This window comes from Pseudomonas sp. NPDC089554 (genome assembly GCF_050280645.1).
Lineage (GTDB): Bacteria > Pseudomonadota > Gammaproteobacteria > Pseudomonadales > Pseudomonadaceae > Aquipseudomonas.
On record NZ_JBNNVR010000007.1, the window covers coordinates 14,737 to 36,642 of the forward strand.

A 21,906-nucleotide genomic window follows, 5' to 3' on the forward strand; every position below is an offset into this window, starting at 1 on the left:
GGCAGGCCTCGATGAGGGAAGCGTTGCCCATAGTGGTGGTTGGAGTCCTTGGGATAAACCAGAGCCAGTTGACTTGTCTGTTCCAGAAGCATCAACAATCCAGCAGGTAGTGCGCATCGATAAAGTTTTTCTTTGTCTATTGGCTGTTTAATCTCGTTTGTTGACGGGGCACGAAGCGAAGAAGATGCGCTTCAAGGCCAAGGGATAAGTGTTAAAGCAGCCCGCGGCCAATGGCGAATAGTCGAAGTGTTCGAACCATGGAAAGTTTTTCTTCTGTGATAAACGCTTCGCAAGCGCCTCGTTCCCGTCAACCAGGCGCCTGCCATGGGCAGGTGCGAAGAGGTCTCCAATGAGCAATTCATTCAAAGGCAAGAAACTGCTGGTCGTCGGTGGCACCAGCGGCATGGGCTTCGAAACGGCCCGCAGGGTGCTCGCCGAAGGCGCCAGTGTGGTGATCATCGGCCACCGCCCAGAGAAAACCGAGCAGGCTCGGCAAATGCTTGCCGAGCTTGGCAGCGTAACGGCGCTGACCGCCGACCTGGCCAGCGACGAAGGCCTGGCCAAATTGATCGAGACCCTTGCCGAGCAGCACGCCGATATCGACCTGCTGGTGAATGCGGCGGGTGTGTTCTTCCCCAAACCTTTCCTTGAACACCAGGGGGCCGACTACGACCAGTACATGAAGCTGAACAAGGCGTTCTTCTTCATCACCCAGCAAGTCGCCGCGAACCTGGTGAAGCGCGAGCGCCCAGGTGCCATCGTGAACATCGGTTCGATGTGGGCCAAGCAGGCGATCGCTGCCACGCCGTCCTCGGCCTATTCCATGGCCAAGGCCGGCCTGCATTCGCTGACCCAGCACCTGGCGATGGAGCTGGCGCCCAAGGGTATTCGTGTGAACGCGGTTTCCCCGGCCGTGGTGCAGACCCCGATCTACGAAGGCTTCATTCCAAAAGCCGAAGTGCACGATGCGTTGCAGGGCTTCAACAGCTTCCACCCAATCGGCCGTGTCGGCACACCGGATGACGTCGCTGGGATCGTCGCCTTCCTGCTTTCCGAGCAGGCCAGTTGGGTAACGGGCGCTATCTGGGATGTCGATGGCGGGGTCATGGCGGGTCGCAATTAAAGCCCCCGCTCGACTGTTTTCATCAATACAGCCTGTCGTGATGCCACGTCCGGCTGTAACCTTCCGACTGGAGAAACACCATGATGCAAGACTGGAATACCTACCGTGACGCCCTGATGGACCGCGTGGGTGACTATGCCAAGCAAAGCCCCGATGTGATGCGCGGCCTGGTGACCATGGACAACGCGGCGGCCAAGACCGGCCACCTGGAGCCCAAGGTGCATGAGCTGATCGCCTTGGCAGTAGCCGTTACCACCCGCTGCGATGGCTGCATTGCCGTGCACACCCAGAAGGCTGTCGAGCACGGCGCCACCCAGGCGCAAATCGCCGAAGCGCTGGGCGTTGCCATCGCGTTGAATGCAGGGGCTGCGCTGACCTACTCGGCGCGTGTCATGGAGGCCTACCAGCAGTTGCCTGGCAAGTAACTCATCGTCTCGACGGGAGCCGGACGTTACTGTGCTGTGGCCGGTTTCCCTGTCATCCCGATTGGATATCACGCATGTTGATCAACGCCGACTTCACCCTGCCCGCCATCGTGTCGCCGCACCAATACCATTGGGTGGCTTCGCCGCAAATGGGCGTCGAAAGGGTGATGCTGGACCGGGTAGGGGCAGAGCAGGCGCGTGCGACCAGTATCGTGCGCTATGCCCCCGACTCGCGTTTCCCACGCCACCCGCACCCGGGTGGGGAGGAGATCCTGGTACTGTCGGGCACCTTTTCCGACGAGGGCGGCGACTACCCGGCCGGGTGGTACCTGCGTAACCCTCCGGGCTCCAGTCACCAGCCTTCCAGCGCCGAGGGCGCGATCATCTTCGTCAAGTTGCAGCAGATGCCGGCCCACGAGCAGCGTCATGTGCGCATCGATACCCGTGCGCCTTCCAACTGGTATCGGCAGGGCGTGGGCGAGGTTTGCCCGCTGTTCCATGGGGAGTACGAGCAGGTGTGCCTGATGCGCCTTGCGCCGGGGGAAGCGCTTTTTAGCGAACGGCCACAAGGGGTTGAGCTACTGGTGCTTGAGGGGAGTATCGGCGCGGATTGCGCGCTGCATGAGCGAGGGAGTTGGCTGCGGTTGCCAGCCGATGAAGGCGCCCACCTTTTTGCGGGGCCCCAGGGAGGCACTGTTTATCTCAAGACCGGCCACCTGGGCTGTTAACGTAAAAACCCCCGTATCGCCAGGCGATCACGGGGGTTTTTGGTCTAACGCGTCGATTAGACGTTGAAGCGGAAGTGCATCACGTCGCCATCCTTGACGATGTAGTCCTTGCCTTCCAGGCGCCACTTACCAGCTTCCTTGGCACCGCCTTCACCCTTGAACTGGATGAAGTCGTCGTAGGCCACCACTTCGGCGCGAATGAAGCCTTTCTCGAAGTCGGTGTGGATAACACCGGCCGCTTGTGGCGCGGTGGCGCCTACACGTACGGTCCAGGCGCGGACTTCCTGCACACCGGCAGTGAAGTAGGTTTGCAGGTTGAGCAGCTCGTAACCGGCGCGGATCACGCGGTTCAGGCCCGGCTCTTCCAGGCCCAGGGCCTCGAGGAACATGTCCTTCTCTTCGCCGTCGTCGAACTCGGCGATCTCGGCTTCGATCTTGTTGCACACCGGCACCACCACCGCGCCTTCTTCCTCGGCGATGGCCTTGACCACGTCCAGGTGCGGGTTGTTCTCGAAGCCGTCTTCGGCCACGTTGGCGATGTACATCACCGGCTTGCTGGTCAGCAGGTGGAAGCCGCGGATGGCCGCCTTCTCGTCGTCTGCCATGTTCTTCATCAGGCTGCGCGCAGGCTTGCCTTCGGTGAAGTGCGGGATGAGCTTCTCGAGGATGGCCTTCTGCGCCAGGGCTTCCTTGTCGCCGCCCTTGGCGTTGCGGGCAACCTTCTGCAGTTGCTTCTCGCAGCTGTCGAGGTCGGCGAAGATCAGCTCGAGGTCGATGATCTCGATGTCACGCTTGGGGTCGACGCTGTTGGAAACGTGGATCACGTTCTCGTCTTCGAAGCAGCGCACCACGTGGGCAATGGCGTCGGTCTCGCGGATGTTGGCGAGGAACTTGTTGCCCAGGCCTTCGCCTTTCGACGCGCCGGCCACCAGGCCTGCGATGTCGACGAACTCCATGGTGGTCGGCAGGATGCGGTTAGGCTTGACGATTTCCGCCAGCGCCGCCAGGCGCGCATCGGGCATCGGCACGATGCCGCTGTTGGGCTCGATGGTGCAGAAGGGGAAGTTCTCTGCCGCGATACCCGACTTGGTCAGGGCGTTGAACAGGGTGGACTTGCCGACGTTGGGCAGGCCGACGATGCCGCAATTGAAACCCATGGTATTCCCCTCTCTAGGAAATCAGGCCTTCTGGCCGTGCAGTTCACGCATCGCCTTGGCGAAGTCGCCAGCGAGTACGTCCGGCAGCACGCCGAGGGCAAAATCGATGCTGGCGTCGAGCTTCTCCTGCTCGGCGCGCGGCGCGCGGCCCAGGACGAAGTTGGAGACCAGTTTGGCGTCGCCCGGGTGGCCAATGCCAAGCCGCAGGCGGTGGAAGTCGTTCTGGTTGCCGAGCTGCGCGATGATGTCGCGCAGGCCGTTGTGCCCACCGTGGCCGCCGCCTTTCTTGAGCTTGGCGACGCCGGGGGGCAGGTCGAGTTCGTCGTGCGCCACCAAGATCGCTTCCGGCTTGATGCGGAAGAAATTGGCCAGGGCCGCCACGGCTTGGCCGCTGCGGTTCATGTAGGTGGTGGGGATGAGCAAACGAACATCGTTGCCTTGATGGCTGAACTTAGCCGTCAGGCCGAAATACTTTTTATCAGCGGACAGCGAAACGCGCTGGGCGCTGGCAATGCGTTCAACGAAAAGAGCCCCTGCGTTATGCCGGGTCTGTTCGTATTCGGGGCCTGGGTTACCCAGGCCGACGATCAACTGGATGGCGGTCACGTCAGGGGCTCTTTCCTTGGAGTTGGTGGGCTACAGTGCGCGCGGCACTGTAACCCGATCAACGCCGGCGTGCGAGTGGATTACTCGGCAGCGCCTTCTTCAGCAGCTTCGGCGGAAACGCGCGGAGCGTGAACGTTGGCAACAGCTTTGTCATCACCGTGGGCCAGAGCGACGAACTCTACGCCTTTCGGAGCTTTCAGGTCCGACAGGTGGATGATGGTGCCGATTTCGGCCTTGCTCAGGTCAACTTCGATGAACTCTGGCAGGTCCTTGGCTTCGCAGGACACTTCGATCTCGGATTCAACGTGGGAGATCTCGCCGCCTTTCTTGATCGGCGCTTCTTCACCAACGAAGTGAACCGGAACCTTGGCGGTCAGCTTCTGGCCAGCAACGACGCGAACGAAGTCGGCGTGCATGATGAAGCCTTTGGCTGGGTGGCGCTGCAGGGCCTTGACGATGACGTCTTGCTTGGTGCCGTCAACGTTCAGTTGCAGAACGTGGCTGAAGGCAGCTTCGTCCTCGAACAGCTTGGCGATTTCCTTGGCGACGATGGTCAGGGACTGGGCGTCCTTGTTGCCACCGTAGACAACGGCAGGGATGCTCAGCGAGTGACGCAGGCGGCGGCTCGCACCTTTCCCCAGGTCAGTACGCGCTTGGGCGTTCAGGGTGAAATCAGTCATTTTGTTTCTCCAAATTAGCCTCCCGAAAGGCGTTTGCGACCAGCGCCTGACGGGGATGGCAAAAAAGCCCCGCCCCAACGAAGTGTTGGGGCGGGGCGCTTCACATCAACACGTATTCCGCGTTAGCGGAACATCGCGCTGATCGATTCTTCATTGCTGATGCGGCGTACCGCTTCAGCGACAACCGGTGCGATATCCAACTGGCGGATACGGTCACAGGCTTGAGCGGCGGCGGACAGCGGGATGGTGTTGGTCACCACCAGCTCGTCGAGCACCGACTTCTCGATGTTCTCGATCGCACGGCCCGACAGTACCGGGTGCGTGCAATAGGCGTAGACCTTGGCAGCGCCGTGGTCTTTCAGGGCCTTGGCCGCGTGGCACAGGGTGCCGGCGGTGTCGACCATGTCGTCTACCAGGATGCAGGTGCGTCCTTCGACGTCGCCGATGATATGCATCACTTCGGAGTGGTTGGCCTTCTCGCGGCGTTTGTCGATGATACCCAGGTCGACGCCCAGGGACTTGGCGACAGCGCGTGCACGCACCACGCCACCGATGTCCGGGGAGACGATCATCAGGTTATCGAAACGCTGGTCTTCGATGTCGTCGACCAGTACGGGCGAGCCGTAGATGTTGTCGACGGGGATATCGAAGAACCCCTGGATCTGGTCAGCGTGCAGGTCGACGGTGAGTACACGGTCGATACCCACGACAGTGAGCATGTCAGCGACGACTTTGGCGCTGATGGCTACACGTGCCGAACGCGGACGGCGGTCCTGGCGGGCGTATCCGAAGTAAGGAATCACGGCGGTGATTCGCGAAGCTGAGGAGCGGCGGAAGGCATCGGCCATCACTACCAGTTCCATCAGGTTATCGTTGGTCGGGGCGCAGGTCGGCTGAATGATAAATACGTCCTTACCGCGGACGTTCTCATTAATCTCAGTGCTGATTTCGCCGTCGGAGAATTTACCGACAGAAACATCACCCAGTGGGATATGCAGCTGACGTACGACACGCCGAGCCAGATCGGGGTTGGCATTCCCCGTGAAGACCATCATCTTGGACACGCGCAGTACCTGAAGGCTGAGGGTAACCTGGATGAGTATAAGGAAAATGGCAGGGGCGGCTGGATTCGAACCAACGCATGGCAGGATCAAAACCTGCTGCCTTACCGCTTGGCGACGCCCCTGTATCTGTTGCTGCGAGCGCTAGGCACTCGACTTCTTGATCAGACTTTGCAGCTTGCGATGCAACATCGAAACGTTGCTTCCCTTAGCCACAAACCCTGTATGGGCCGCTGAAAGAAGGGCCAGAACTCTACCAGCTTCGGCTTTGCTTGGGAAGGCCCCAAACACGCAACTTCCAGTACCGGTCATTCGAGCCTTCGTATATTTACCCAGGGAATTCAACGCATTGCGAACTTCTGGATAACGCTGCTCGACCACCGGTTGGCAGTCATTTCGACTGTTTCCCTCGGGAACGGGGCGCATCTTAAGGGGGAGGGAATCACGTGTCAACTCTGGATGCGAAAAAATTTCCGCTGTGCTGACAGACACTTGCGGCACCAGCACGACGTACCAGGGCTCCTCGGGCTCGACCGGTTCCAGCTGCTCGCCGACACCCGAGGCGAAGGCCGCGTGGCCGCGCACGAACACCGGCACGTCGGCGCCCAGGGTCAGGCCCAGGGCGGCCAGGCGGTCTTCGCTCCAGTCCAGCTGCCACAGGTGGTGCAGGGCGAGCAGGGTAGTGGCGGCATCGGAGCTGCCGCCGCCGATGCCGCCACCCATGGGCAGCACCTTGTGCAGCCAGATATCGGCGCCCAGGACGGTGCCTGACTGTTCCTTGAGCTGGCGCGCGGCGCGCACGATCAGGTTGCTGTCGTGGGGCACGTCGGTGAGGTCGCTGTGCAGCTGGATCTGGCCATCTTCACGCAGGGCGAAGCTCAACTCGTCGCCGTGGTCGAGGAACTGGAACACGGTTTCCAGCTCGTGGTAGCCATCGGGGCGGCGGCCGATGATGTGCAGCCACAGGTTGAGCTTGGCCGGGGCGGGCAGGGTGAGCTTGTCCATGGGCTCAGTGGCCAAGCTGGCGCGGCTGCCAGTCCTTGACCACCAGGGTCACGTCGATGTTCTCGCCCTGCAGCTTCAGGCGCTCGGGCAGCCAGTAGCCATTCTGCTCGGTATAGCTCAGGTACTGCACCTGCCAGCCGTCCTGGTTCAGGCTGGCCAGGCGGCTGTCGCCGTCCAGGGTCAGCTGGCTCTTGCTGTCGGGTGCCGGCAGGCCGCGCACCCACCACACCAGGTGCGACACCGGCAGTTGCCAGCCGAGTTGTTCTTCGAGCAGCGCTTCGGGGTTGGCTGCCTCGAAGCGGCCCTGGTTGGCCACCTCCAGCACCACGCCGCCGGGGCGTCCGGTCAGGCGTGCGGCGCCGCGGCCCAGGGGGCCGGCCAGGCGGATGTCGTAGTAGTCCTGGCGTTGCAACCAGAACAGCGTGCCGCTGCCGGAGTCGCGGGGCGCGCGGATGCCGACCTTGCCGTTGATCTGCCAGCCGTCGAGGCTGCTCAACTGCTCTTTATGGGCGCGCCACTGCTGCGGGTCGCCCTGGCCTTGCAGGGCCTCGCGGGTGCCGAAGCCGGCGCAACCGGCCAGCAGGGCAATCAGGGTGAAGGTGATGCAATGACGCAGGAACATGGCTTAGAGAGTCTCGGATCCGGTCAGGCGCAAAATGGTCTTGCGCAGAATGGGGCTGTCGGGCTGGGCTTCGAAGGCCTTGGCCCAGACCTGGCGGGCTTCGCGGCGCTCGCCCTTGGCCCACAGTACCTCGCCCAGGTGGGCGGCGATCTCGTGGTCGGGGAAGCGCTCCAGGGCCTGGCGCAGAAAGCGCTCGGCCTCGGCCAGGTTGCCCAGGCGGTAGTTGACCCAGCCGAGGCTGTCGAGCACGGCCGGGTCGTCGGGAGTCAGCTGGTGGGCCTTTTCGATCAGGGCCTTGGCCTCGGCGTAGCGGGTAGTGCGATCCGCCAGGGTGTAGCCCAGGGCGTTGAGGGCCATGGCGTTCTCGGGCTCGCGGCGGATGATCGCGCGCAAGTCCTTTTCCATCTCGGCCAGGTCGCCACGTTTTTCCGCCAGCATGGCGCGGGTGTAGAGCAGGTTGAGGTCGTCGGGGTAGCGCTTGATCGCTTGTTGCAACACCTGGTCGGCCTGGGCTTCCTTGGCGTTGTTGCCCAAGCTTTCGGCCTCGATCAGGTACAGCTGGATGGCGTAGTCGGGCTGCGCTTCGCGGGCCTCTGCGAGCAAGCGCGAGGCTTCGGCGCTGCGGCCGTTGGCGATCAGGATATCGGCCTGGCGCAGTTGTGCGGCCAGGTAGTCGGGGCCTGGACCGACCAGGGCGTATTCGCGCAGCGCGGCGGCCGGGGTGTTGAGCTCTTCGCGGATGCGCCCCAGGTTCAGATGCGCGGCGTCGACGTTGCTGTCGCGCTCGACCAGCTCTTGCAGGTAGCCTTCGGCTTCCTCCCAGTCCTTGTTCTCCATGCACACCAAGGCCAGGGAGTAGCGCAGTTCGTCGTCGTCGGGGTACAGCTGCACCAGGTTCTCGAACTCGGCCTTGGCATTCTGGATGCGGTCCTGCTCTACCAGGGTGCGCGCGTAGGTCAGGCGCAGGCGCTTGTCATCGGGGTTGTCGCGAATGGCGCCGCGCAGCAGCGGCAGGGCTTCCGGACCACGGTCCAGGGCCTGGAGCAGACGGGCGCGCAGCAGTACGGGGGCAATCTCGCCGTTCTGTACCGGGTGGCTTTCGAGCAGCTCCAGGGCTTCTTCGCTCTTGCCGTCCTGGTTCAGCAGCAGGGCCTTGCCGAACAGCAACTGGCCATTTTCCGGGTATTTCACCAGCAGGCGGTCGAAGCTTTGCATCAGGCCGTCGCGGGTGCTCTGGTCGGTTTCAGCAGCGGCGAGGGCGAGGAAATCGAAGTGCGTGTCGCCCTGGCCCTGGAGTACTTTCTCCATGTAGGCCATGGCGTCGTCGTAGCGCCCGGCGCGGGCCAGCTGGATGGCGGCGGCGCGTTGTGCGTCGAGGTTCTCGGCGTCGTTGCGTGCCCAGATGAGTGCGGTGTCCAGAGCTGGCTCGTCGGCACCGAGGTACTCGGCGATGCGGTAGGCGCGCTCGGAAACCGCCGGGTCCTGGGTTTTCTCGGCCTGATTGACGTAGTTGGCCAGGGCGATGTCGAAGCGGTTGCGCTGGCCGGCCAGCTCCGCCACCAACAGGCTATAGAGCGTGTCCTGCTTGAACGAGCCATACACCACGGGCTTTTCCGGCGCGCCTTTGCCGGCCTCGGCGACGGGCGGCTCGGCCTCGTCGTGCTTCGGGGCCAGGCTCTGGCAGCCCTGGAGCAGGGCGAGTGCTAGCAGCAATGCGTAGGATCTGTTCATAGAGGCTTTAAGAAGGGCTTACCGGCGGTCGGGGCATCATGACACAAGCTGGGTGGCAAACCCACCTGCGTTGCAGCGTGTCATTTGGGACAACGGGGGGGCGTTGTCGTTCTGCGCCGATCTGCACACAATAGTGGCCTTGCATGACGACAATAGCGAACGGTGGTTGTCCAAAAACCTGCGAAAGAGGACAATTATCGGCTTCACGTCACAACCAGCGACCTTGCATGGCCTTTCTCGCCCTCGGTATCAACCATAAGACTGCCTCGGTAGACGTACGCGAGCGCGTGGCGTTTACCCCCGAGCAGCTGGTCGAGGCGCTGCAGCAGCTCTGCCGACTGACCGACAGCCGCGAGGCGGCGATCCTCTCCACCTGCAACCGCAGCGAGCTTTATATAGAGCAGGATCACCTGTCGGCCGATGCCGTGTTGCAGTGGCTGGCTACCTACCACCGCCTGAGCCTCGACGAGCTGCGCGCCAGCGCCTACGTGCACGAAGAGCACGATGCGGTGCGGCACATGATGCGCGTGGCCTCCGGCCTCGACTCGCTGGTGCTTGGCGAGCCGCAGATCCTCGGGCAGATGAAGTCGGCCTACGCCGTGGCTCGCGAGGCGGGCACCATCGGCCCGTTGCTCGGCAGGCTGTTCCAGGCCACCTTCAATGCCGCCAAGCAGGTGCGTACCGACACTGCGATCGGTGAAAACCCGGTGTCGGTGGCGTTCGCCGCCGTCAGCCTGGCGCGGCAGATCTTCGCCGACCTGGGCCGCAGCCAGGCGCTGCTGATCGGCGCCGGCGAAACCATCACCCTGGTCGCCCGCCATCTGCACGAGCAGGGCGTCAAGCGCATCGTCGTGGCCAACCGTACCCTGGAGCGGGCGAGCATTCTCGCCGAGCAGTTCGGCGCCCATGCCGTGCTGCTGGCCGACATCCCCCAGGAACTGGCCAACAGCGATATCGTCATCAGTTCTACCGCCAGCCAGTTGCCGATTCTCGGCAAGGGCGCGGTGGAAAGTGCGCTGAAGCAGCGTCGGCACAAGCCGATCTTCATGGTCGATATCGCCGTACCGCGAGATATCGAACCGCAGGTGGGCGAGCTGGACGACGTCTACCTCTATACCGTCGATGACCTGCACGAGGTGGTCGCGGAAAACCTCAAGAGCCGCCAGGGCGCGGCGCAGGCTGCCGAAGAGCTGGTCAGCGTGGGCGCCGACGACTTCATGGTGCGCCTGCGCGAGCTGGCCGCGGTGGATGTGCTCAAGGCCTACCGCCAGCAAAGCGAGCGCACCCGCGACGAAGAACTGCAAAAGGCCCTGCGCCTGTTGGCCAATGGCAGCAACCCCGAGGACGTGTTGGCCCAGTTGGCCCGGGGCCTGACCAATAAATTGCTGCACGCGCCCAGCGTGCAACTGAAAAAGCTCTCTGCCGAAGGCCGCGTCGATGCGCTGGCCATGGCTCAGGAACTCTTTGCCCTCAACGAGGGCTCGACGGACAAGACCCCGCAATGAAAGCGTCGCTGCTGAAAAAACTGGAAATCCTCCAGGACCGCTTCGAGGAACTCACCGCGCTGCTCGGTGACGCCGAAGTCATTTCCGACCAGACCCGTTTCCGCGCCTATTCGCGCGAGTACGCCGAGGTCGAGCCGGTGTTCGTCGCCTACAAGGCCTGGTGCAAGGTGCAGGACGACCTCGAAGGCGCCCAGGCACTGCTCAAGGACAGCGACCCGGACCTGCGCGAAATGGCCGTGGAGGAAGTGCGCGAAGCCAAGGAGCAGCTGGTGGAAATGGAATCGCAGCTGCAACGCATGCTGCTGCCCAAGGACCCCAACGATGGGCGTAACGTGTTCCTGGAAATTCGTGCCGGTACCGGCGGCGACGAGGCGGCGATCTTCTCCGGAGACCTGTTCCGCATGTATTCGCGTTATGCCGAGAAGCGCGGCTGGCGCCTGGAAATCCTCTCGGAGAACGAGGGTGAGCACGGCGGCTATAAAGAGATCATCGCCCGGGTCGAGGGCGACAGCGTTTATGGCAAGCTGAAGTTCGAGTCCGGCGCACACCGCGTGCAGCGGGTGCCCGAGACCGAGTCCCAGGGGCGCATCCATACCTCGGCGTGCACCGTTGCCGTGCTGCCCGAGCCCGACGAGCAGGTGGCGATCGAGATCAACCCGGCGGACCTGCGCGTCGATACCTACCGCGCCTCGGGCGCAGGTGGCCAGCACGTCAACAAGACCGACTCGGCCATTCGTATCACCCACTTGCCCACCGGCATCGTGGTGGAGTGCCAGGAAGAACGTTCCCAGCACAAGAACCGCGCCCGGGCGATGTCCTGGCTGTCGGCCAAGCTCAACGACATGCAGACCAGCGCCGCGCAGAACGCCATCGCCAGTGAGCGCAAGCTGCTGGTCGGTTCCGGCGACCGTTCCGAGCGCATCCGCACCTACAATTACCCACAGGGGCGGGTGACCGATCACCGCATCAACCTGACCCTGTACTCCCTCGACGACGTGCTGGCCGGTGGGGTCGATGCCGTGATCGAACCCTTGCTGGCCGAATACCAGGCCGATCAACTGGCCGCCCTGGGGGACTGATGACCATCATCGCCAGCCTGCTGCGCAACGCGCAGCTGCCCGACTCGCCCACCGAGCGCCTGGACGCCGAACTGCTGCTGGCCGCTGCCTTGGGCAAGTCGCGCAGCTTCCTGCACACCTGGCCCGAGCGCATCGTCAGCAGCGAAGCCGCCGACACCTTCGCCAGCTACCTGGCGCGCCGCCGAGCTGGCGAGCCGGTGGCCTATATCCTCGGGCAGCAGGGGTTCTGGAAGCTCGACCTGGAGGTCGCGCCGCATACCTTGATTCCCCGCCCGGAAACCGAGCTGTTGGTGGAGGCTGCACTGGAGCTGGTGCCCGCCACCCCGGCCAAGGTGCTCGACCTGGGCACCGGCACCGGCGCCATCGCCCTGGCCCTGGCCAGCGAGCGACCGGCCTGGCAGGTGACCGCCGTAGACCGCATCGAAGACGCCGTGGCCCTGGCCGAGCGCAACCGCCAGCGGCTGAACCTGGGCAATGCCAAGGTGCTCGCCAGCCACTGGTACGACAGCCTGGTCGGCGAGCGCTATGACCTGATCCTGAGCAACCCGCCCTACATCGCGACCCAAGACCCGCACCTGAGCGCGGGCGATGTGCGCTTCGAGCCCAGCAGTGCGCTGGTGGCGGGCAGCGATGGCCTGGACGATCTGCGAGTGATCGTCGCCCAGGCGCCGCAGCACCTGCTGCCGGGCGGCTGGTTGCTGCTCGAACATGGCTACGACCAGGCCGAAGCTGTGCGCGGGTTGTTGACCCAGCATGGCTTCGTCGAGGTGAGCAGCCGCCACGACCTGGCCGGCCACACCCGCATCAGCCTGGGGCGCCTGCCATGCTGAGCGACCAGGAGCTGCTGCGCTACAGCCGGCAGATTCTGCTGTCCCAGGTCGATATCGATGGCCAGTTGCGGCTCAAGCAGAGCAAGGCACTGGTGGTCGGCCTTGGTGGCCTGGGCTCGCCAGTGGCGCTTTACCTGGCAGCCGCCGGTGTCGGTGAGTTGCACCTGGCGGACTTCGACACGGTCGACCTGACCAACCTGCAACGCCAGGTCATCCACGACAGCGCCAGCGTCGGCATGAGCAAGGTCGACTCGGCGCTGCAACGCTTGCAGGCGATCAACCCGGAAATTTCCCTTGTCGCCCATCGCCAGGCGCTGGACGAAGACTCCCTCGCCGCTGCGGTGGCGGCGGTTGACCTGGTGCTCGATTGCAGTGACAACTTCGCCACCCGCGAGGCGGTCAACGCGGCCTGCGTGGCAGCGGGCAAGCCGCTGGTCAGCGGCGCGGCCATCCGCCTGGAAGGGCAGTTGTCGGTGTTCGACCCGCGACGTGATAACAGCCCTTGCTACCACTGCCTGTATGGCCATGGCAGCGAAGCCGAACTGACCTGCAGCGAAGCCGGGGTGATCGGCCCGCTGGTGGGGCTGGTGGGCAGCTTGCAGGCGCTGGAAGCGCTGAAGCTGCTGGCCGGTTTCGGCGAGCCGCTGGTGGGGCGCCTGCTGTTGATCGATGCCCTGAGCACACGCATGCGCGAGTTGCGGGTCAAGCGCGACCCGGCCTGCGCCGTGTGTGGCCCACGCCATGGTTGAGCGTTCGGCGCCGGTCGGCGTGATGGACTCGGGGGTCGGCGGGCTGTCGGTGCTCGGCGAGATCCAGCGCCTGCTACCCGCCGAATCGCTGCTGTACGTGGCCGACTGCGGGCATGTGCCCTATGGCGAGAAGTCCGCTGACTACATCCGCCAGCGCTGCCGCCACATTGCCGGGTTCTTCCGCGAGCAAGGTGCCAAGGCCATGGTGCTGGCGTGCAACACCGCCACCGTGGCGGCGGTGGCCGACCTTCGCGAACTGTACCCGGACTGGCCGCTGGTGGGCATGGAGCCCGCCGTCAAACCTGCTGCTGCCGCCACCCGCTCCGGCGTGGTTGGTGTGCTGGCCACCACCGGCACCTTGCAGAGCGCCAAGTTCGCGGCACTGCTCGACCGCTTCGCCAGCGATGTACAAGTGGTCACCCAGCCTTGCCCGGGGCTGGTGGAATTGATCGAGACCGGCGACCTCGGCAGCCCGGTGCTGCGCCAACTGCTGTTCGGCTATGTACAGCCGCTGCTGGATGCCGGTTGCGACACCGTGATCCTCGGCTGCACCCACTATCCTTTCCTGCGCCCGCTGCTGGCCGAGATGGTCCCGCAGCACGTGGCCATCATCGACACCGGCGCCGCCGTCGCCCGGCAGTTGGAGCGCCTGCTGGCGGCCCGTGGGCTGCTGGCAGAGGGGCCGGCTCGCGAGGCGGCGTTCTGGAGCAGCGCCGAGCCGGCCAGCTTGCAGGCCATCCTGCCGTTGCTGTTCAACCGCCCCGGTAGCGTACAGGCCTTCGCGCTCTAGTCAGTTCGACAGGGCCTTGAACGCTGCCAATGCCCGCTGGCGGCTGCTGTCCAGGTCGACGATCGGCGAGACGTAATCGTTGCCAGCGAACAGGTCCGCCGATTTCTTCGGCAGATGAATACTCTTGTCGTCCAGCTTGGAAAGCTCCGGTAGCCAATGGCGGATGAAGCGCCCTTGCGGGTCGAAGCGCTGCGACTGGGTCACCGGGTTGAAGATGCGGAAGTAGGGCACCGAGTCGGTACCGGTGGAGGCGCTCCATTGCCAGCCGCCGTTGTTGGCCGCCAGGTCGCCGTCGATCAGGTGACGCATGAAGTGCCGCTCGCCCTGGCGCCAGTCGATCAACAGGTTCTTGCTGAGGAACATGGCGACGATCATGCGCAGGCGGTTGTGCATCCAGCCGGTCTCCAGCAATTGGCGCATCGCCGCGTCGATGATCGGAAAACCCGTGCGGCCCTCTTCCCAGGCCTTGAGGTCGGACGGCGCGTTACGCCACGGCAGGTTGCGGGTGTGTTCGCGGAACGGCTGGTGCCGCGAGACCTGTGGATAACCCACCAGGATGTGCTTGTAGAACTCGCGCCACAGCAGCTCGTTGACCCAGGTGCGCGCGCCTTCATTGCCACTGTCGAACTCGCCTTGGTTGCTGGCCAGGGCGGCGTGCAGGCATTGCCGGGGCGAGATCACCCCGGCGGCCAGGTAAGGCGAAAGCTGGCTGGTGCCGGGGCGCGCGGGCAGGTCGCGTTGGGTCTGGTAGTCCTCGATCGCTTCGTCGACGAAGCGCGTCAGCCGGGCTTGGGCCTCGTCTTCGCCAGCGTGCCAGTGGTTGCTCAGGGGCTGTGGCGGTTTGTCGAAGCCATCGATGGCTTGAGGGATCGGGTCGTGGGCGATGCCCAGCGGCGCCTGTGGCTTGGGCGGCGGCACCTGGGACGGCAGGCTGCGGTGCAGGTGTTCCAGGCAGGCCTTGCGGAACTGGCCGAACACCTGGAAGTAGTGGCCCGCGCGGGTCAGCAGGGTGCCGGGCTGGAACAGCAACTGGTCGAGGTGGCTATGTACTGCGATACCTGCGTGCTCAAGCTGGGCGCGGGTGGTGGTATCGCGCAGGGTTTCGTTGACGCCGTACTCATCGTTCCAGTGCACGGCCTGGATGCGCTGAGCCTTGCACACCTCGGCCAGCACCTGTGGCACCTGCTGCCAGGTATCGGTATGGCGTATCAGCAGGGGGACGTTGAGCGTGTCGAGGGCCTTGCGCAGGTCGCGCAGGTTGCGCAGCCAGAAGTCCACCTTGCACGGGGCATCGTCGTGGGCCAGCCATTGCCCTGGGCTGGCGACCCACAGGGCAACGGTCGGCCCCTTGGCCATGGCTGCGCTCAGGGCGGTGTTGTCGTTGATGCGCAGGTCGCTGCGCAGCCAGATGAGCTGCATGGGGAGGTCTCGGATAGGGAAGGTCAGCGGGATTGCTGGAGCAGGCGCAATACGCCCGTCGGGGTGTCGAACAGGTGCCGATGCGCCATAGGTTGAGTGCTCAGCCGCGCTTCATGGATGGACGCCGTCTTGCCACCCAGCAGCTGCGGGATGTCGAGCTCTTGCAGGGCGGCCAGTTTTTCCGCCTCCAGGCGTGGGCCCAGGTACAGCACCAGTGCCCGGGGTTGCAGGCGGGCTACCGCTTGCTGCAGCTGCTTGCCGCTCACCGGGCGCTCCAGCACCTCCACGGCCAGGCCGCTGCTACTCAGTAGCCAGGCGCACAACCAGAGGTGCTCATCGAAGGGCTGTTCGTTGTCGCTGGCCAGCAGTACCGGCGGGCCTTCCAGCGATTGGTTGTCGTGGTAGACGCGGGCCCCCAGCTTGCTGCGCAGCCAGGTCTGAAACAGCGACTGTTCCAGGCGCGGGTCGACGTGAATGCGCCAACGTTGTTCGAGGCGCTCCAGTAGCGGCACCAGCAACTGCTCGCACAAGGTCATGGCCGGGTACAGCGCCATGGCCTGGTTCAACTGCTGGTCGAGGCTGCGTTGTGCCAGGTTGGCGACGGCGTCTATCAGCCGCTGGCAGCGGTCGTGCCAGTCGCCTTGCAGCACCGGCGGGGTGTCGGCCTGACGTTCCAGCAGTTCACGCACCTGGCCTACCGAGGCGCCGCGCTCCAGCCAGTGCAGGATGTCCTCGACGCGGGTGACGTGGCTTTCGTTGTACAGCCGGTGGCCCTTGGGTGTGCGCTCGGGCACCAACAGGCCGTAGCGCCGCTCCCACGCACGCAGGGTGATGGGGTTCACGCCGGTGCGCTTGGCTAGCTCGCCGATGGGTAGCCAGGCATCACAGCGCATTGCGTAGCCCCAGGTTTTCAGGATGGGGTTGCAGGTAGGCCTGTTGCAGCAAATAAGGGTCGGGGTGGTTGCGCAGGTGGTGCTTGAGCAGGGTCAGCGGCACCACCAACGGCACGCTGCCTTGCTGGTACTGGCCGATCAGTTGTTGCAGCTCGGCCTTGTCGTCGCGGTCCAGCACCGGGCGCAGGTAGCCGCACAGGTGCTGCAGCACGTTGCAATGGGTGCCGCGGCTGGCGCAGCGGCGCAGAGCCTGCATCAACTGGCTGAAGTACTGGGCGCCGAGGGCATCGGGGTCGTCCTCGCGGCGCATGCTGCCGAGCATACGGCCCAGCTCGCGGTAGGCTTGGGGGTTGTTGGCCATCAGCAGGTACTTGTAGCGCGAGTGGAAGCGCACCAGGGCGCCGCGGCTCAGGCCCTCGGCACGCAGGCGTTGCCAGTCGGCATAGGCGTATACGCGGCTGATGAAGTTCTCGCGCAGCACCGGGTCGTGCAGGCGGCCTTCTTCTTCTACCGGCAGGTCCGGGCGCCGTTCGCAGAACGCCTGGGCGTAGGCGCCACGCCCACCTTTGATCGAGGGATGACCGTTGTCCTGGTACACCTTGACCCGTTCCAGGCCGCAGGAGGGTGACTTCTGCATGAATACATAGCCGCAAATATCGTCGAGCTCGTCGGCCATTCGCTGCCCATAGGTGCGCAGTGGGCCAGACAGGTCGGTACCAGGGTCGCGGGTGCCGACCACCTCGGGCGCGTCGGGGTCGCCCACCAGGCGAATGGGGTCACGGGGGATGCCGAGGCCGATAGCCACCTCCGGGCAGACCGGCACGCACTCGAAGTGCTCGGCCAACAGCGCGTCGCACAAGGACGATGCCTTGTGGCCACCGTTGTAGCGCACTTCGTGGCCTGACAGGCAGGCGCTGAGGGCGATGCGGGGTTTGTCCGATGTGGTGGGGGTGCTCATCACTGCCTCCGGAAATCTATACAAAGATAATTTTTGTATAGGTTTATTCCAGCACACTGAAGAACTTATGCAAGGCAAATTTTCTGTATAACTTTTTTGGACTACTCCAAGTGCTCCAGCAACCTTCGCGCCGCTTCCTGCCCGCTGAGCCAAGCGCCCTCGACGCGGCCCGACAAGCACCAGTCGCCACAGGCATAGAGCCCCTGGTCGGCATCGGCCAAGGCGCCCCACTCATGGTTGCCGGCAGGCCGTGCATAGAGCCAGCGGTGGGCCAGGGCGAAGGTCGGTTCAGGCACCACGCAGCCCACCAGTTCGGCGAACTCGCCCCACAGCTGCTCGATCACATCTTCCTTGGGCAGGTCGATGTGCTGCTTGCTCCAGTTCGATGTGGCGTGCAGCACCCAGGTGTCGAGTTGCTCATCACGACCAGGCTTGCTGCGGTTGCGCGCCAGCCAGTCGAGCGGGTTGTCCTGCACGAAGCAGCCTTGCATGGGGGTGTCGAGTGGTGTCTGGAAGGCCAGGGCGATGGCCCAGGTCGGTTCCATCTGCACCCCGGCAGCCACGGCGGCGAGCTTGGGCGTGGCGGCCAACAGTGCTGTGGCCTGGGGCGCGGGCACGGCAATGACTACGCGGCTGAACGGGCCATGGCTGCAACCGTCGGTGTCTTGCAGGTGCCAGTACTGCTTGCCACGGAACACCTCGGCGATGCGGCAACCAAAGTTCACCGTGACGTCCTTGAGCAACCCGCGGGTGATGGCGCTCATGCGCGGCACGCCTACCCAGCGAGTTTGCTCGTCAGGGGAAGAGGTGAGTTCGCCATCACGGTAGTTGTACAGCTGGGGTTTCCACTGCGCTGCCCAGCCTGCTGCCACCCATTGCTGGACCTGCTCGACGAAGCGCCGGTCACGCGCCGTGAAGTACTGGGCACCCAGGTCCAGGGCTCCGGCATCGCTGCGCTTGCTGGCCATGCGCCCGCCACTGCCGTGGCCCTTGTCGAACAGGTGGACGGTCTGCCCAGCCTTTTGCAGGGCCTGGGCTGCGGAAAGGCCGGCGATACCGGCACCGATGATGGCAATAGGTACTGTCATGATGGCCTCTTCGAACCTTGGCTGTAAGGCAGCCTACGCTGCTGGGCAAACCTGTACAATACAAAAACTTTGTATAAGGTTATTCCGCTCGATGGGCAGCTTGGCCTATGTTTAATCCGAGAGCGTTCGGTCAAACAGCTGGTTTAGAAAGCACCTTGATCTTAAAAATAGACCACAGGCGCAGCTTGCGAGGACACAGCCATGCATATATTGCTGACCGGCGGTACTGGCTTGATCGGCCAGCACCTCTGCCAATTCTGGCGCGGCCAGGGCCACCGCCTGACCGTGTGGAGCCGCGACCCGGCCCAAGTGCCCAAGCGCTGCGGCACTGGGGTGCGTGGCATCGCGCGCTTGGAGGAACTGGCCGCCGATGACCCGGTGGATGCGGTGGTTAATCTGGCCGGCGCGCCAATCGCCGACCGGCCCTGGACCGCTGGCCGACGCCAGCTGCTGTGGGCCAGCCGCATCACCCTGACCGAGCAACTGCTGGCCTGGCTAGAGCAGCGTCAGCAGCGCCCCGAAGTGCTGGTGTCCGGCTCGGCCGTGGGCTGGTATGGCGACGGCGGCGAGCGTGAGCTGACCGAGGCGTCGCAGCCGGTGAAGGAGGACTTCGCCAGCCAGCTGTGCATCGCCTGGGAGGAGACCGCGCAGCGTGCACAGAGCCTCGGCATGCGTGTGGTGCTGGTGCGTACCGGGTTGGTGCTGGCCAGCGACGGAGGGTTCCTGTCGCGCTTGCGCCTGCCCTTCAAGCTGGGTTTGGGTGGCCCGCTGGGCGATGGCCGGCAGTGGATGCCCTGGGTTCATATCGAAGACCAGGTCGCCTTGATTGATTTTCTCTTGCAGCACAAGGACGCCAGCGGTCCCTATAATGCCTGCGCGCCAGAGCCGGTGCGCAACCGCGAGTTCACCAAGCGCCTGGGCCGCGCGCTGCATCGCCCGGCGCTGCTGCCTGTACCTGGGGTACTGCTCAAGGCAGGCCTGGGCGAGCTGTCGACCTTGCTGCTGGGCGGCCAGCGGGCGCGTCCGGCGCGTTTGCTGGCTGCCGGTTTCACCTTCCGCTACAACGATCTGCAATCGGCGCTGGGCAACCTGTCCAGCCGCCTCTGACATAGGACGCTGCATGACCGATCACGCCCTGCTGCTGGTCAACCTGGGTTCACCGGCCTCCACCTCGGTTGCCGACGTGCGCCGCTACCTCAACCAGTTCCTCATGGACCCGTATGTGATCGACCTGCCCTGGCCGGTGCGACGCCTGTTGGTGTCGCTGATCCTGGTCAAGCGCCCCGAGCAGTCGGCCCATGCCTATGCCTCGATCTGGTGGGATGAAGGCTCGCCGCTGGTGGTGCTGACCCGCCGCTTGCAAGCCGCAATCACCCCGCACTGGCCCCACGGCCCGGTGGAAATCGCCATGCGCTATGGCCAGCCGGCCTTGCCTGAGGTGCTCGAGCGTCTGGCCGCGCAAGGGGTGCGCAAGGTGACGTTGGCGCCGTTGTACCCGCAGTTCGCCGACAGCACCGTGACCACCGTGGTCGAACTGGCCAAGGCCACCGTCGCCGAGCGCGGCTTGCCGTTGCAGATGCGCGTGTTGCAGCCGTTCTACGACCACCCCGAGTACATCGAGGCCTTGGCCGCCAGCGCCGAGCCGCATTTGCAGCAGGACTACGACCACCTGCTGCTGAGTTTCCACGGCCTGCCCGAGCGGCACCTGAAGAAACTCGACCCCACCGGCACCCACGACTTCCAGGCCGAGGACTGCTGCAAGGACGCCAACGCCGAGATGCGTGCGGTGTGCTACCGCGGCCAGTGCCTGGCCAGTGCCAAGGCCTTCGCCCAGCGCATGGGCATTCCTGATGGCAAGTGGTCGGTGTCGTTCCAGTCGCGTTTGGGCCGGGCGAAATGGATCGAGCCCTACACCGAGGCGCGGCTCGACGAGCTGGGCAAGGCGGGGGTGAAGAAGCTGCTGGTGATGTGCCCGGCGTTCGTCGCCGATTGCATCGAGACGCTGGAGGAAATTGGCCAGCGCGGCAGCGAGCAGTTCATCGAGGCGGGGGGCGAGGAGTTGGTGCTGGTGCCGTGCCTGAACGACCACCCGCAGTGGGCGCGGGTGTTGGCGGGGATGTGTGAAAAGGCTTGAGGGCCGCATCGTCCGAGCGGGCCCGCGAAGGGGCCCGCCCAGGCGATATCAAGGCAGCTGATCGTCCAGCTTCTTGTTCTTCCAGCCGTCGTTGCCCGGCAGGATCAGGTTCAGCGCAATCGCCACGATGGCGCACAGGGCGATGCCCTTGAGGCCCCAGTCATCCGGGCCGTCGCCGCTGCCGATCAACACCCCACCGATACCGAACACCAGGGTCACCGAGACGATCACCAGGTTGCGCGCCTCGGACAGGTCGATCTTGTGGCGGATCATGGTGTTCATGCCCACCGCCGCGATCGAGCCGAACAGCAGGCAGAGAATGCCACCCATCACCGGTACCGGAATGCTTTGCAGCAGCGCGCCGAACTTGCCGATGAAGGCCAGGACAATGGCGAACACCGCCGCCCAGGTCATGATCTTCGGGTTGTAGTTCTTGGTCAGCATCACCGCGCCGGTCACCTCGGCGTAGGTGGTGTTGGGCGGGCCGCCGAACATGCCGGCTGCGGTGGTGGCCAGGCCATCGCCGAACAGGGTGCGGTGCAGGCCGGGCTTCTTCAGGTAGTCACGGCCGGTCACGCTGCCCACCGCAATCACGCCGCCGATGTGCTCGATGGCCGGTGCCAGGGCTACTGGCACGATGAACAGGATCGCCTGCCAGTTGAACTCTGGCGCTGTGAACTTCGGCAGCTCCAGCCAAGGCGCTGCGGCGATTTTCGCGGTGTCGACCACGCCGAAGGCGAACGACAGGGCAAAGCCCACCAGCACACCGGCGATGATCGGCACCAGGCGGAAGATGCCCTTGCCGAACACCGCCACCACCAGGGTGGTCAGCAGCGCGGGCATGGAGATCATCATCGCGGTGGAGTAGGGCATCAGTGCGGTGCCGTCACCGCCCTTGCCCATGGCCATGTTGGCGGCGATCGGCGCCATGGCCAGGCCGATGGAGATGATCACCGGGCCGATCACTACCGGCGGCAGCATGCGGTCGATGAAGCCGGTGCCTTTGATCTTCACCATCAGGCCCATGAAGGTGTAGACGAAGCCCGCCGCCATCACCCCACCCATGGTCGCGGCCAGGCCGAACTGGCCCTTGGCGAGGATGATCGGGGTAATGAAGGCGAAGCTCGAGGCCAGGAACACCGGTACTTGGCGACCCGTGACCATCTGGAACAGCAAGGTGCCCAGGCCCGCGGTGAACAGTGCCACGTTCGGGTCGAGGCCAGTGATCAGCGGCATCAGCACCAGCGCGCCGAAGGCCACGAAAAGCATCTGCGCGCCGGAGACGACCTGGCGCCACAAGGGGTCGTTGAAGCCGTCCTGCAT

22 protein-coding genes and 1 tRNA gene are annotated in these 21,906 nt (G+C 64.4%); 10 read left to right on the forward strand and 13 right to left on the reverse strand.

What is annotated here, in order from left to right; all coding sequences use genetic code 11:
• The first annotated feature begins 349 nt into the window (after positions 1–349).
• The 3 genes from ACQKPE_RS03765 (at position 350) to ACQKPE_RS03775 (ending at position 2,276) form a co-directional block, all read left to right on the forward strand.
• Entirely contained in the window at positions 350–1,123 is a 774-nt protein-coding gene (locus ACQKPE_RS03765) for an SDR family NAD(P)-dependent oxidoreductase (protein WP_427663429.1), read from the forward strand.
• A gap of 83 nt (positions 1,124–1,206) precedes the next feature.
• Entirely contained in the window at positions 1,207–1,548 is a 342-nt protein-coding gene (locus ACQKPE_RS03770; protein WP_427663504.1) for a carboxymuconolactone decarboxylase family protein, read from the forward strand.
• A 74-nt stretch (positions 1,549–1,622) separates the two neighbouring features.
• Positions 1,623–2,276: a cupin domain-containing protein gene (locus tag ACQKPE_RS03775; RefSeq protein ID WP_427663430.1), complete on the forward strand. Its 654-nt coding sequence runs from the start codon at positions 1,623–1,625 to the stop codon at positions 2,274–2,276.
• Positions 2,277–2,332: 56 nt separating this feature from the next.
• Here ACQKPE_RS03775 and ychF read toward each other — a convergent pair whose 3' ends face one another.
• From ychF to ACQKPE_RS03815, 8 genes are all read right to left on the reverse strand, one after another.
• Positions 2,333–3,433 (reverse strand): redox-regulated ATPase YchF, encoded by a 1,101-nt coding sequence (ychF, locus tag ACQKPE_RS03780; protein ID WP_427663431.1) that lies wholly within the window; start codon positions 3,431–3,433, stop codon positions 2,333–2,335.
• A 21-nt stretch (positions 3,434–3,454) separates the two neighbouring features.
• Positions 3,455–4,039, reverse strand: a complete 585-nt coding sequence (gene pth, locus ACQKPE_RS03785) for an aminoacyl-tRNA hydrolase (protein WP_427663432.1) — start codon at positions 4,037–4,039, stop codon at positions 3,455–3,457.
• An 80-nt stretch (positions 4,040–4,119) separates the two neighbouring features.
• Positions 4,120–4,719, reverse strand: a complete 600-nt coding sequence (locus ACQKPE_RS03790; protein ID WP_427663433.1) for a 50S ribosomal protein L25/general stress protein Ctc — start codon at positions 4,717–4,719, stop codon at positions 4,120–4,122.
• Positions 4,720–4,841: 122 nt separating this feature from the next.
• Positions 4,842–5,783 carry a ribose-phosphate pyrophosphokinase gene (locus ACQKPE_RS03795; protein ID WP_029614333.1) on the reverse strand — a complete coding sequence of 314 codons (942 nt, stop codon included), beginning with the start codon at positions 5,781–5,783 and terminating at the stop codon, positions 4,842–4,844.
• 47 nt (positions 5,784–5,830) lie between these two features.
• A tRNA-Gln gene (locus ACQKPE_RS03800) sits at positions 5,831–5,905 on the reverse strand.
• 19 nt (positions 5,906–5,924) lie between these two features.
• On the reverse strand, positions 5,925–6,785 hold the full coding sequence (gene ispE, locus ACQKPE_RS03805) for a 4-(cytidine 5'-diphospho)-2-C-methyl-D-erythritol kinase (protein ID WP_427663434.1): 861 nt from the start codon (positions 6,783–6,785) through the stop codon (positions 5,925–5,927).
• Between the two features lie 4 nt (positions 6,786–6,789).
• Positions 6,790–7,407, reverse strand: coding sequence for a lipoprotein insertase outer membrane protein LolB (gene lolB, locus ACQKPE_RS03810; RefSeq protein ID WP_427663435.1), 618 nt, complete (start codon positions 7,405–7,407; stop codon positions 6,790–6,792).
• A 3-nt stretch (positions 7,408–7,410) separates the two neighbouring features.
• Positions 7,411–9,138, reverse strand: a complete 1,728-nt coding sequence (locus ACQKPE_RS03815) for a tetratricopeptide repeat protein (RefSeq protein WP_427663436.1) — start codon at positions 9,136–9,138, stop codon at positions 7,411–7,413.
• Between the two features lie 227 nt (positions 9,139–9,365).
• Here ACQKPE_RS03815 and hemA point away from each other — a divergent pair, with 227 nt between their 5' ends.
• From hemA to murI, 5 genes are read left to right on the forward strand one after another with little or no spacing between them, the layout of a single operon-like run.
• A complete protein-coding gene (hemA, locus tag ACQKPE_RS03820; protein WP_427663437.1) occupies positions 9,366–10,643 on the forward strand; it encodes a glutamyl-tRNA reductase in 1,278 nt (425 codons plus the stop codon).
• Positions 10,640–11,722, forward strand: a complete 1,083-nt coding sequence (gene prfA / locus ACQKPE_RS03825) for a peptide chain release factor 1 (RefSeq protein ID WP_427663438.1) — start codon at positions 10,640–10,642, stop codon at positions 11,720–11,722. The genes hemA and prfA overlap by 4 nt, the downstream gene beginning before the upstream one ends.
• Positions 11,722–12,552, forward strand: a complete 831-nt coding sequence (gene prmC, locus ACQKPE_RS03830; protein ID WP_427663439.1) for a peptide chain release factor N(5)-glutamine methyltransferase — start codon at positions 11,722–11,724, stop codon at positions 12,550–12,552. The genes prfA and prmC overlap by 1 nt, the downstream gene beginning before the upstream one ends.
• Positions 12,546–13,301: a molybdopterin-synthase adenylyltransferase MoeB gene (locus tag ACQKPE_RS03835; protein ID WP_427663440.1), complete on the forward strand. Its 756-nt coding sequence runs from the start codon at positions 12,546–12,548 to the stop codon at positions 13,299–13,301. Before prmC ends, ACQKPE_RS03835 begins: the two co-directional genes overlap by 7 nt.
• A complete protein-coding gene (gene murI, locus ACQKPE_RS03840) occupies positions 13,294–14,091 on the forward strand; it encodes a glutamate racemase (protein ID WP_427663441.1) in 798 nt (265 codons plus the stop codon). The genes ACQKPE_RS03835 and murI overlap by 8 nt, the downstream gene beginning before the upstream one ends.
• On the opposite strand, the gene phrB is transcribed toward murI, so the two are convergent.
• From phrB to ACQKPE_RS03860, 4 genes are all read right to left on the reverse strand, one after another.
• On the reverse strand, positions 14,092–15,510 hold the full coding sequence (gene phrB / locus ACQKPE_RS03845; protein WP_427663442.1) for a deoxyribodipyrimidine photo-lyase: 1,419 nt from the start codon (positions 15,508–15,510) through the stop codon (positions 14,092–14,094).
• 23 nt (positions 15,511–15,533) lie between these two features.
• Positions 15,534–16,403: a MerR family transcriptional regulator gene (locus ACQKPE_RS03850; RefSeq protein ID WP_427663443.1), complete on the reverse strand. Its 870-nt coding sequence runs from the start codon at positions 16,401–16,403 to the stop codon at positions 15,534–15,536.
• Positions 16,393–17,361, reverse strand: a complete 969-nt coding sequence (locus tag ACQKPE_RS03855; RefSeq protein ID WP_427663444.1) for a YbgA family protein — start codon at positions 17,359–17,361, stop codon at positions 16,393–16,395. Before ACQKPE_RS03855 ends, ACQKPE_RS03850 begins: the two co-directional genes overlap by 11 nt.
• 101 nt (positions 17,362–17,462) lie before the next feature.
• A complete protein-coding gene (locus ACQKPE_RS03860) occupies positions 17,463–18,449 on the reverse strand; it encodes an NAD(P)/FAD-dependent oxidoreductase (RefSeq protein WP_427663445.1) in 987 nt (328 codons plus the stop codon).
• 201 nt (positions 18,450–18,650) lie between these two features.
• On the opposite strand from ACQKPE_RS03860, the gene ACQKPE_RS03865 reads away from it, so the two are divergent.
• The gene (locus ACQKPE_RS03865) at positions 18,651–19,556 is read left to right on the forward strand and encodes a TIGR01777 family oxidoreductase (RefSeq protein ID WP_427663446.1); all 906 of its coding nucleotides are present in this window, start codon (positions 18,651–18,653) and stop codon (positions 19,554–19,556) included.
• Between the two features lie 13 nt (positions 19,557–19,569).
• Positions 19,570–20,583 carry a ferrochelatase gene (gene hemH / locus ACQKPE_RS03870; RefSeq protein WP_427663447.1) on the forward strand — a complete coding sequence of 338 codons (1,014 nt, stop codon included), beginning with the start codon at positions 19,570–19,572 and terminating at the stop codon, positions 20,581–20,583.
• 48 nt (positions 20,584–20,631) lie between these two features.
• Here the strand turns inward: hemH and ACQKPE_RS03875 are convergent, their stop codons facing one another.
• The gene (locus tag ACQKPE_RS03875; RefSeq protein WP_427663448.1) at positions 20,632–21,906 is read right to left on the reverse strand and encodes a uracil-xanthine permease family protein; all 1,275 of its coding nucleotides are present in this window, start codon (positions 21,904–21,906) and stop codon (positions 20,632–20,634) included.

Bases quoted from the DNA above. Each gene is read 5' to 3' on its own strand.
- ACQKPE_RS03765 (WP_427663429.1), top strand. From the start codon at position 350: ATGAGCAATTCATTCAAAGGCAAGAAACTGCTGGTCGTCGGTGGCACC.
- ychF (WP_427663431.1), bottom strand. From the start codon at position 3,433: ATGGGTTTCAATTGCGGCATCGTCGGCCTGCCCAACGTCGGCAAGTCC.
- ACQKPE_RS03860 (WP_427663445.1), bottom strand. From the start codon at position 18,449: ATGACAGTACCTATTGCCATCATCGGTGCCGGTATCGCCGGCCTTTCC.
- prmC (WP_427663439.1), top strand. From the start codon at position 11,722: ATGACCATCATCGCCAGCCTGCTGCGCAACGCGCAGCTGCCCGACTCG.
- prfA (WP_427663438.1), top strand. From the start codon at position 10,640: ATGAAAGCGTCGCTGCTGAAAAAACTGGAAATCCTCCAGGACCGCTTC.
- hemH (WP_427663447.1), top strand. From the start codon at position 19,570: ATGACCGATCACGCCCTGCTGCTGGTCAACCTGGGTTCACCGGCCTCC.
- ACQKPE_RS03790 (WP_427663433.1), bottom strand. From the start codon at position 4,719: ATGACTGATTTCACCCTGAACGCCCAAGCGCGTACTGACCTGGGGAAA.
- murI (WP_427663441.1), top strand. From the start codon at position 13,294: ATGGTTGAGCGTTCGGCGCCGGTCGGCGTGATGGACTCGGGGGTCGGC.
- ACQKPE_RS03865 (WP_427663446.1), top strand. From the start codon at position 18,651: ATGCATATATTGCTGACCGGCGGTACTGGCTTGATCGGCCAGCACCTC.
- phrB (WP_427663442.1), bottom strand. From the start codon at position 15,510: ATGCAGCTCATCTGGCTGCGCAGCGACCTGCGCATCAACGACAACACC.
- ACQKPE_RS03850 (WP_427663443.1), bottom strand. From the start codon at position 16,403: ATGCGCTGTGATGCCTGGCTACCCATCGGCGAGCTAGCCAAGCGCACC.
- ACQKPE_RS03875 (WP_427663448.1), bottom strand. From the start codon at position 21,906: ATGCAGGACGGCTTCAACGACCCCTTGTGGCGCCAGGTCGTCTCCGGC.
- lolB (WP_427663435.1), bottom strand. From the start codon at position 7,407: ATGTTCCTGCGTCATTGCATCACCTTCACCCTGATTGCCCTGCTGGCC.
- hemA (WP_427663437.1), top strand. From the start codon at position 9,366: ATGGCCTTTCTCGCCCTCGGTATCAACCATAAGACTGCCTCGGTAGAC.
- ACQKPE_RS03835 (WP_427663440.1), top strand. From the start codon at position 12,546: ATGCTGAGCGACCAGGAGCTGCTGCGCTACAGCCGGCAGATTCTGCTG.
- ispE (WP_427663434.1), bottom strand. From the start codon at position 6,785: ATGGACAAGCTCACCCTGCCCGCCCCGGCCAAGCTCAACCTGTGGCTG.
- ACQKPE_RS03815 (WP_427663436.1), bottom strand. From the start codon at position 9,138: ATGAACAGATCCTACGCATTGCTGCTAGCACTCGCCCTGCTCCAGGGC.
- ACQKPE_RS03855 (WP_427663444.1), bottom strand. From the start codon at position 17,361: ATGAGCACCCCCACCACATCGGACAAACCCCGCATCGCCCTCAGCGCC.
- ACQKPE_RS03775 (WP_427663430.1), top strand. From the start codon at position 1,623: ATGTTGATCAACGCCGACTTCACCCTGCCCGCCATCGTGTCGCCGCAC.
- ACQKPE_RS03770 (WP_427663504.1), top strand. From the start codon at position 1,207: ATGCAAGACTGGAATACCTACCGTGACGCCCTGATGGACCGCGTGGGT.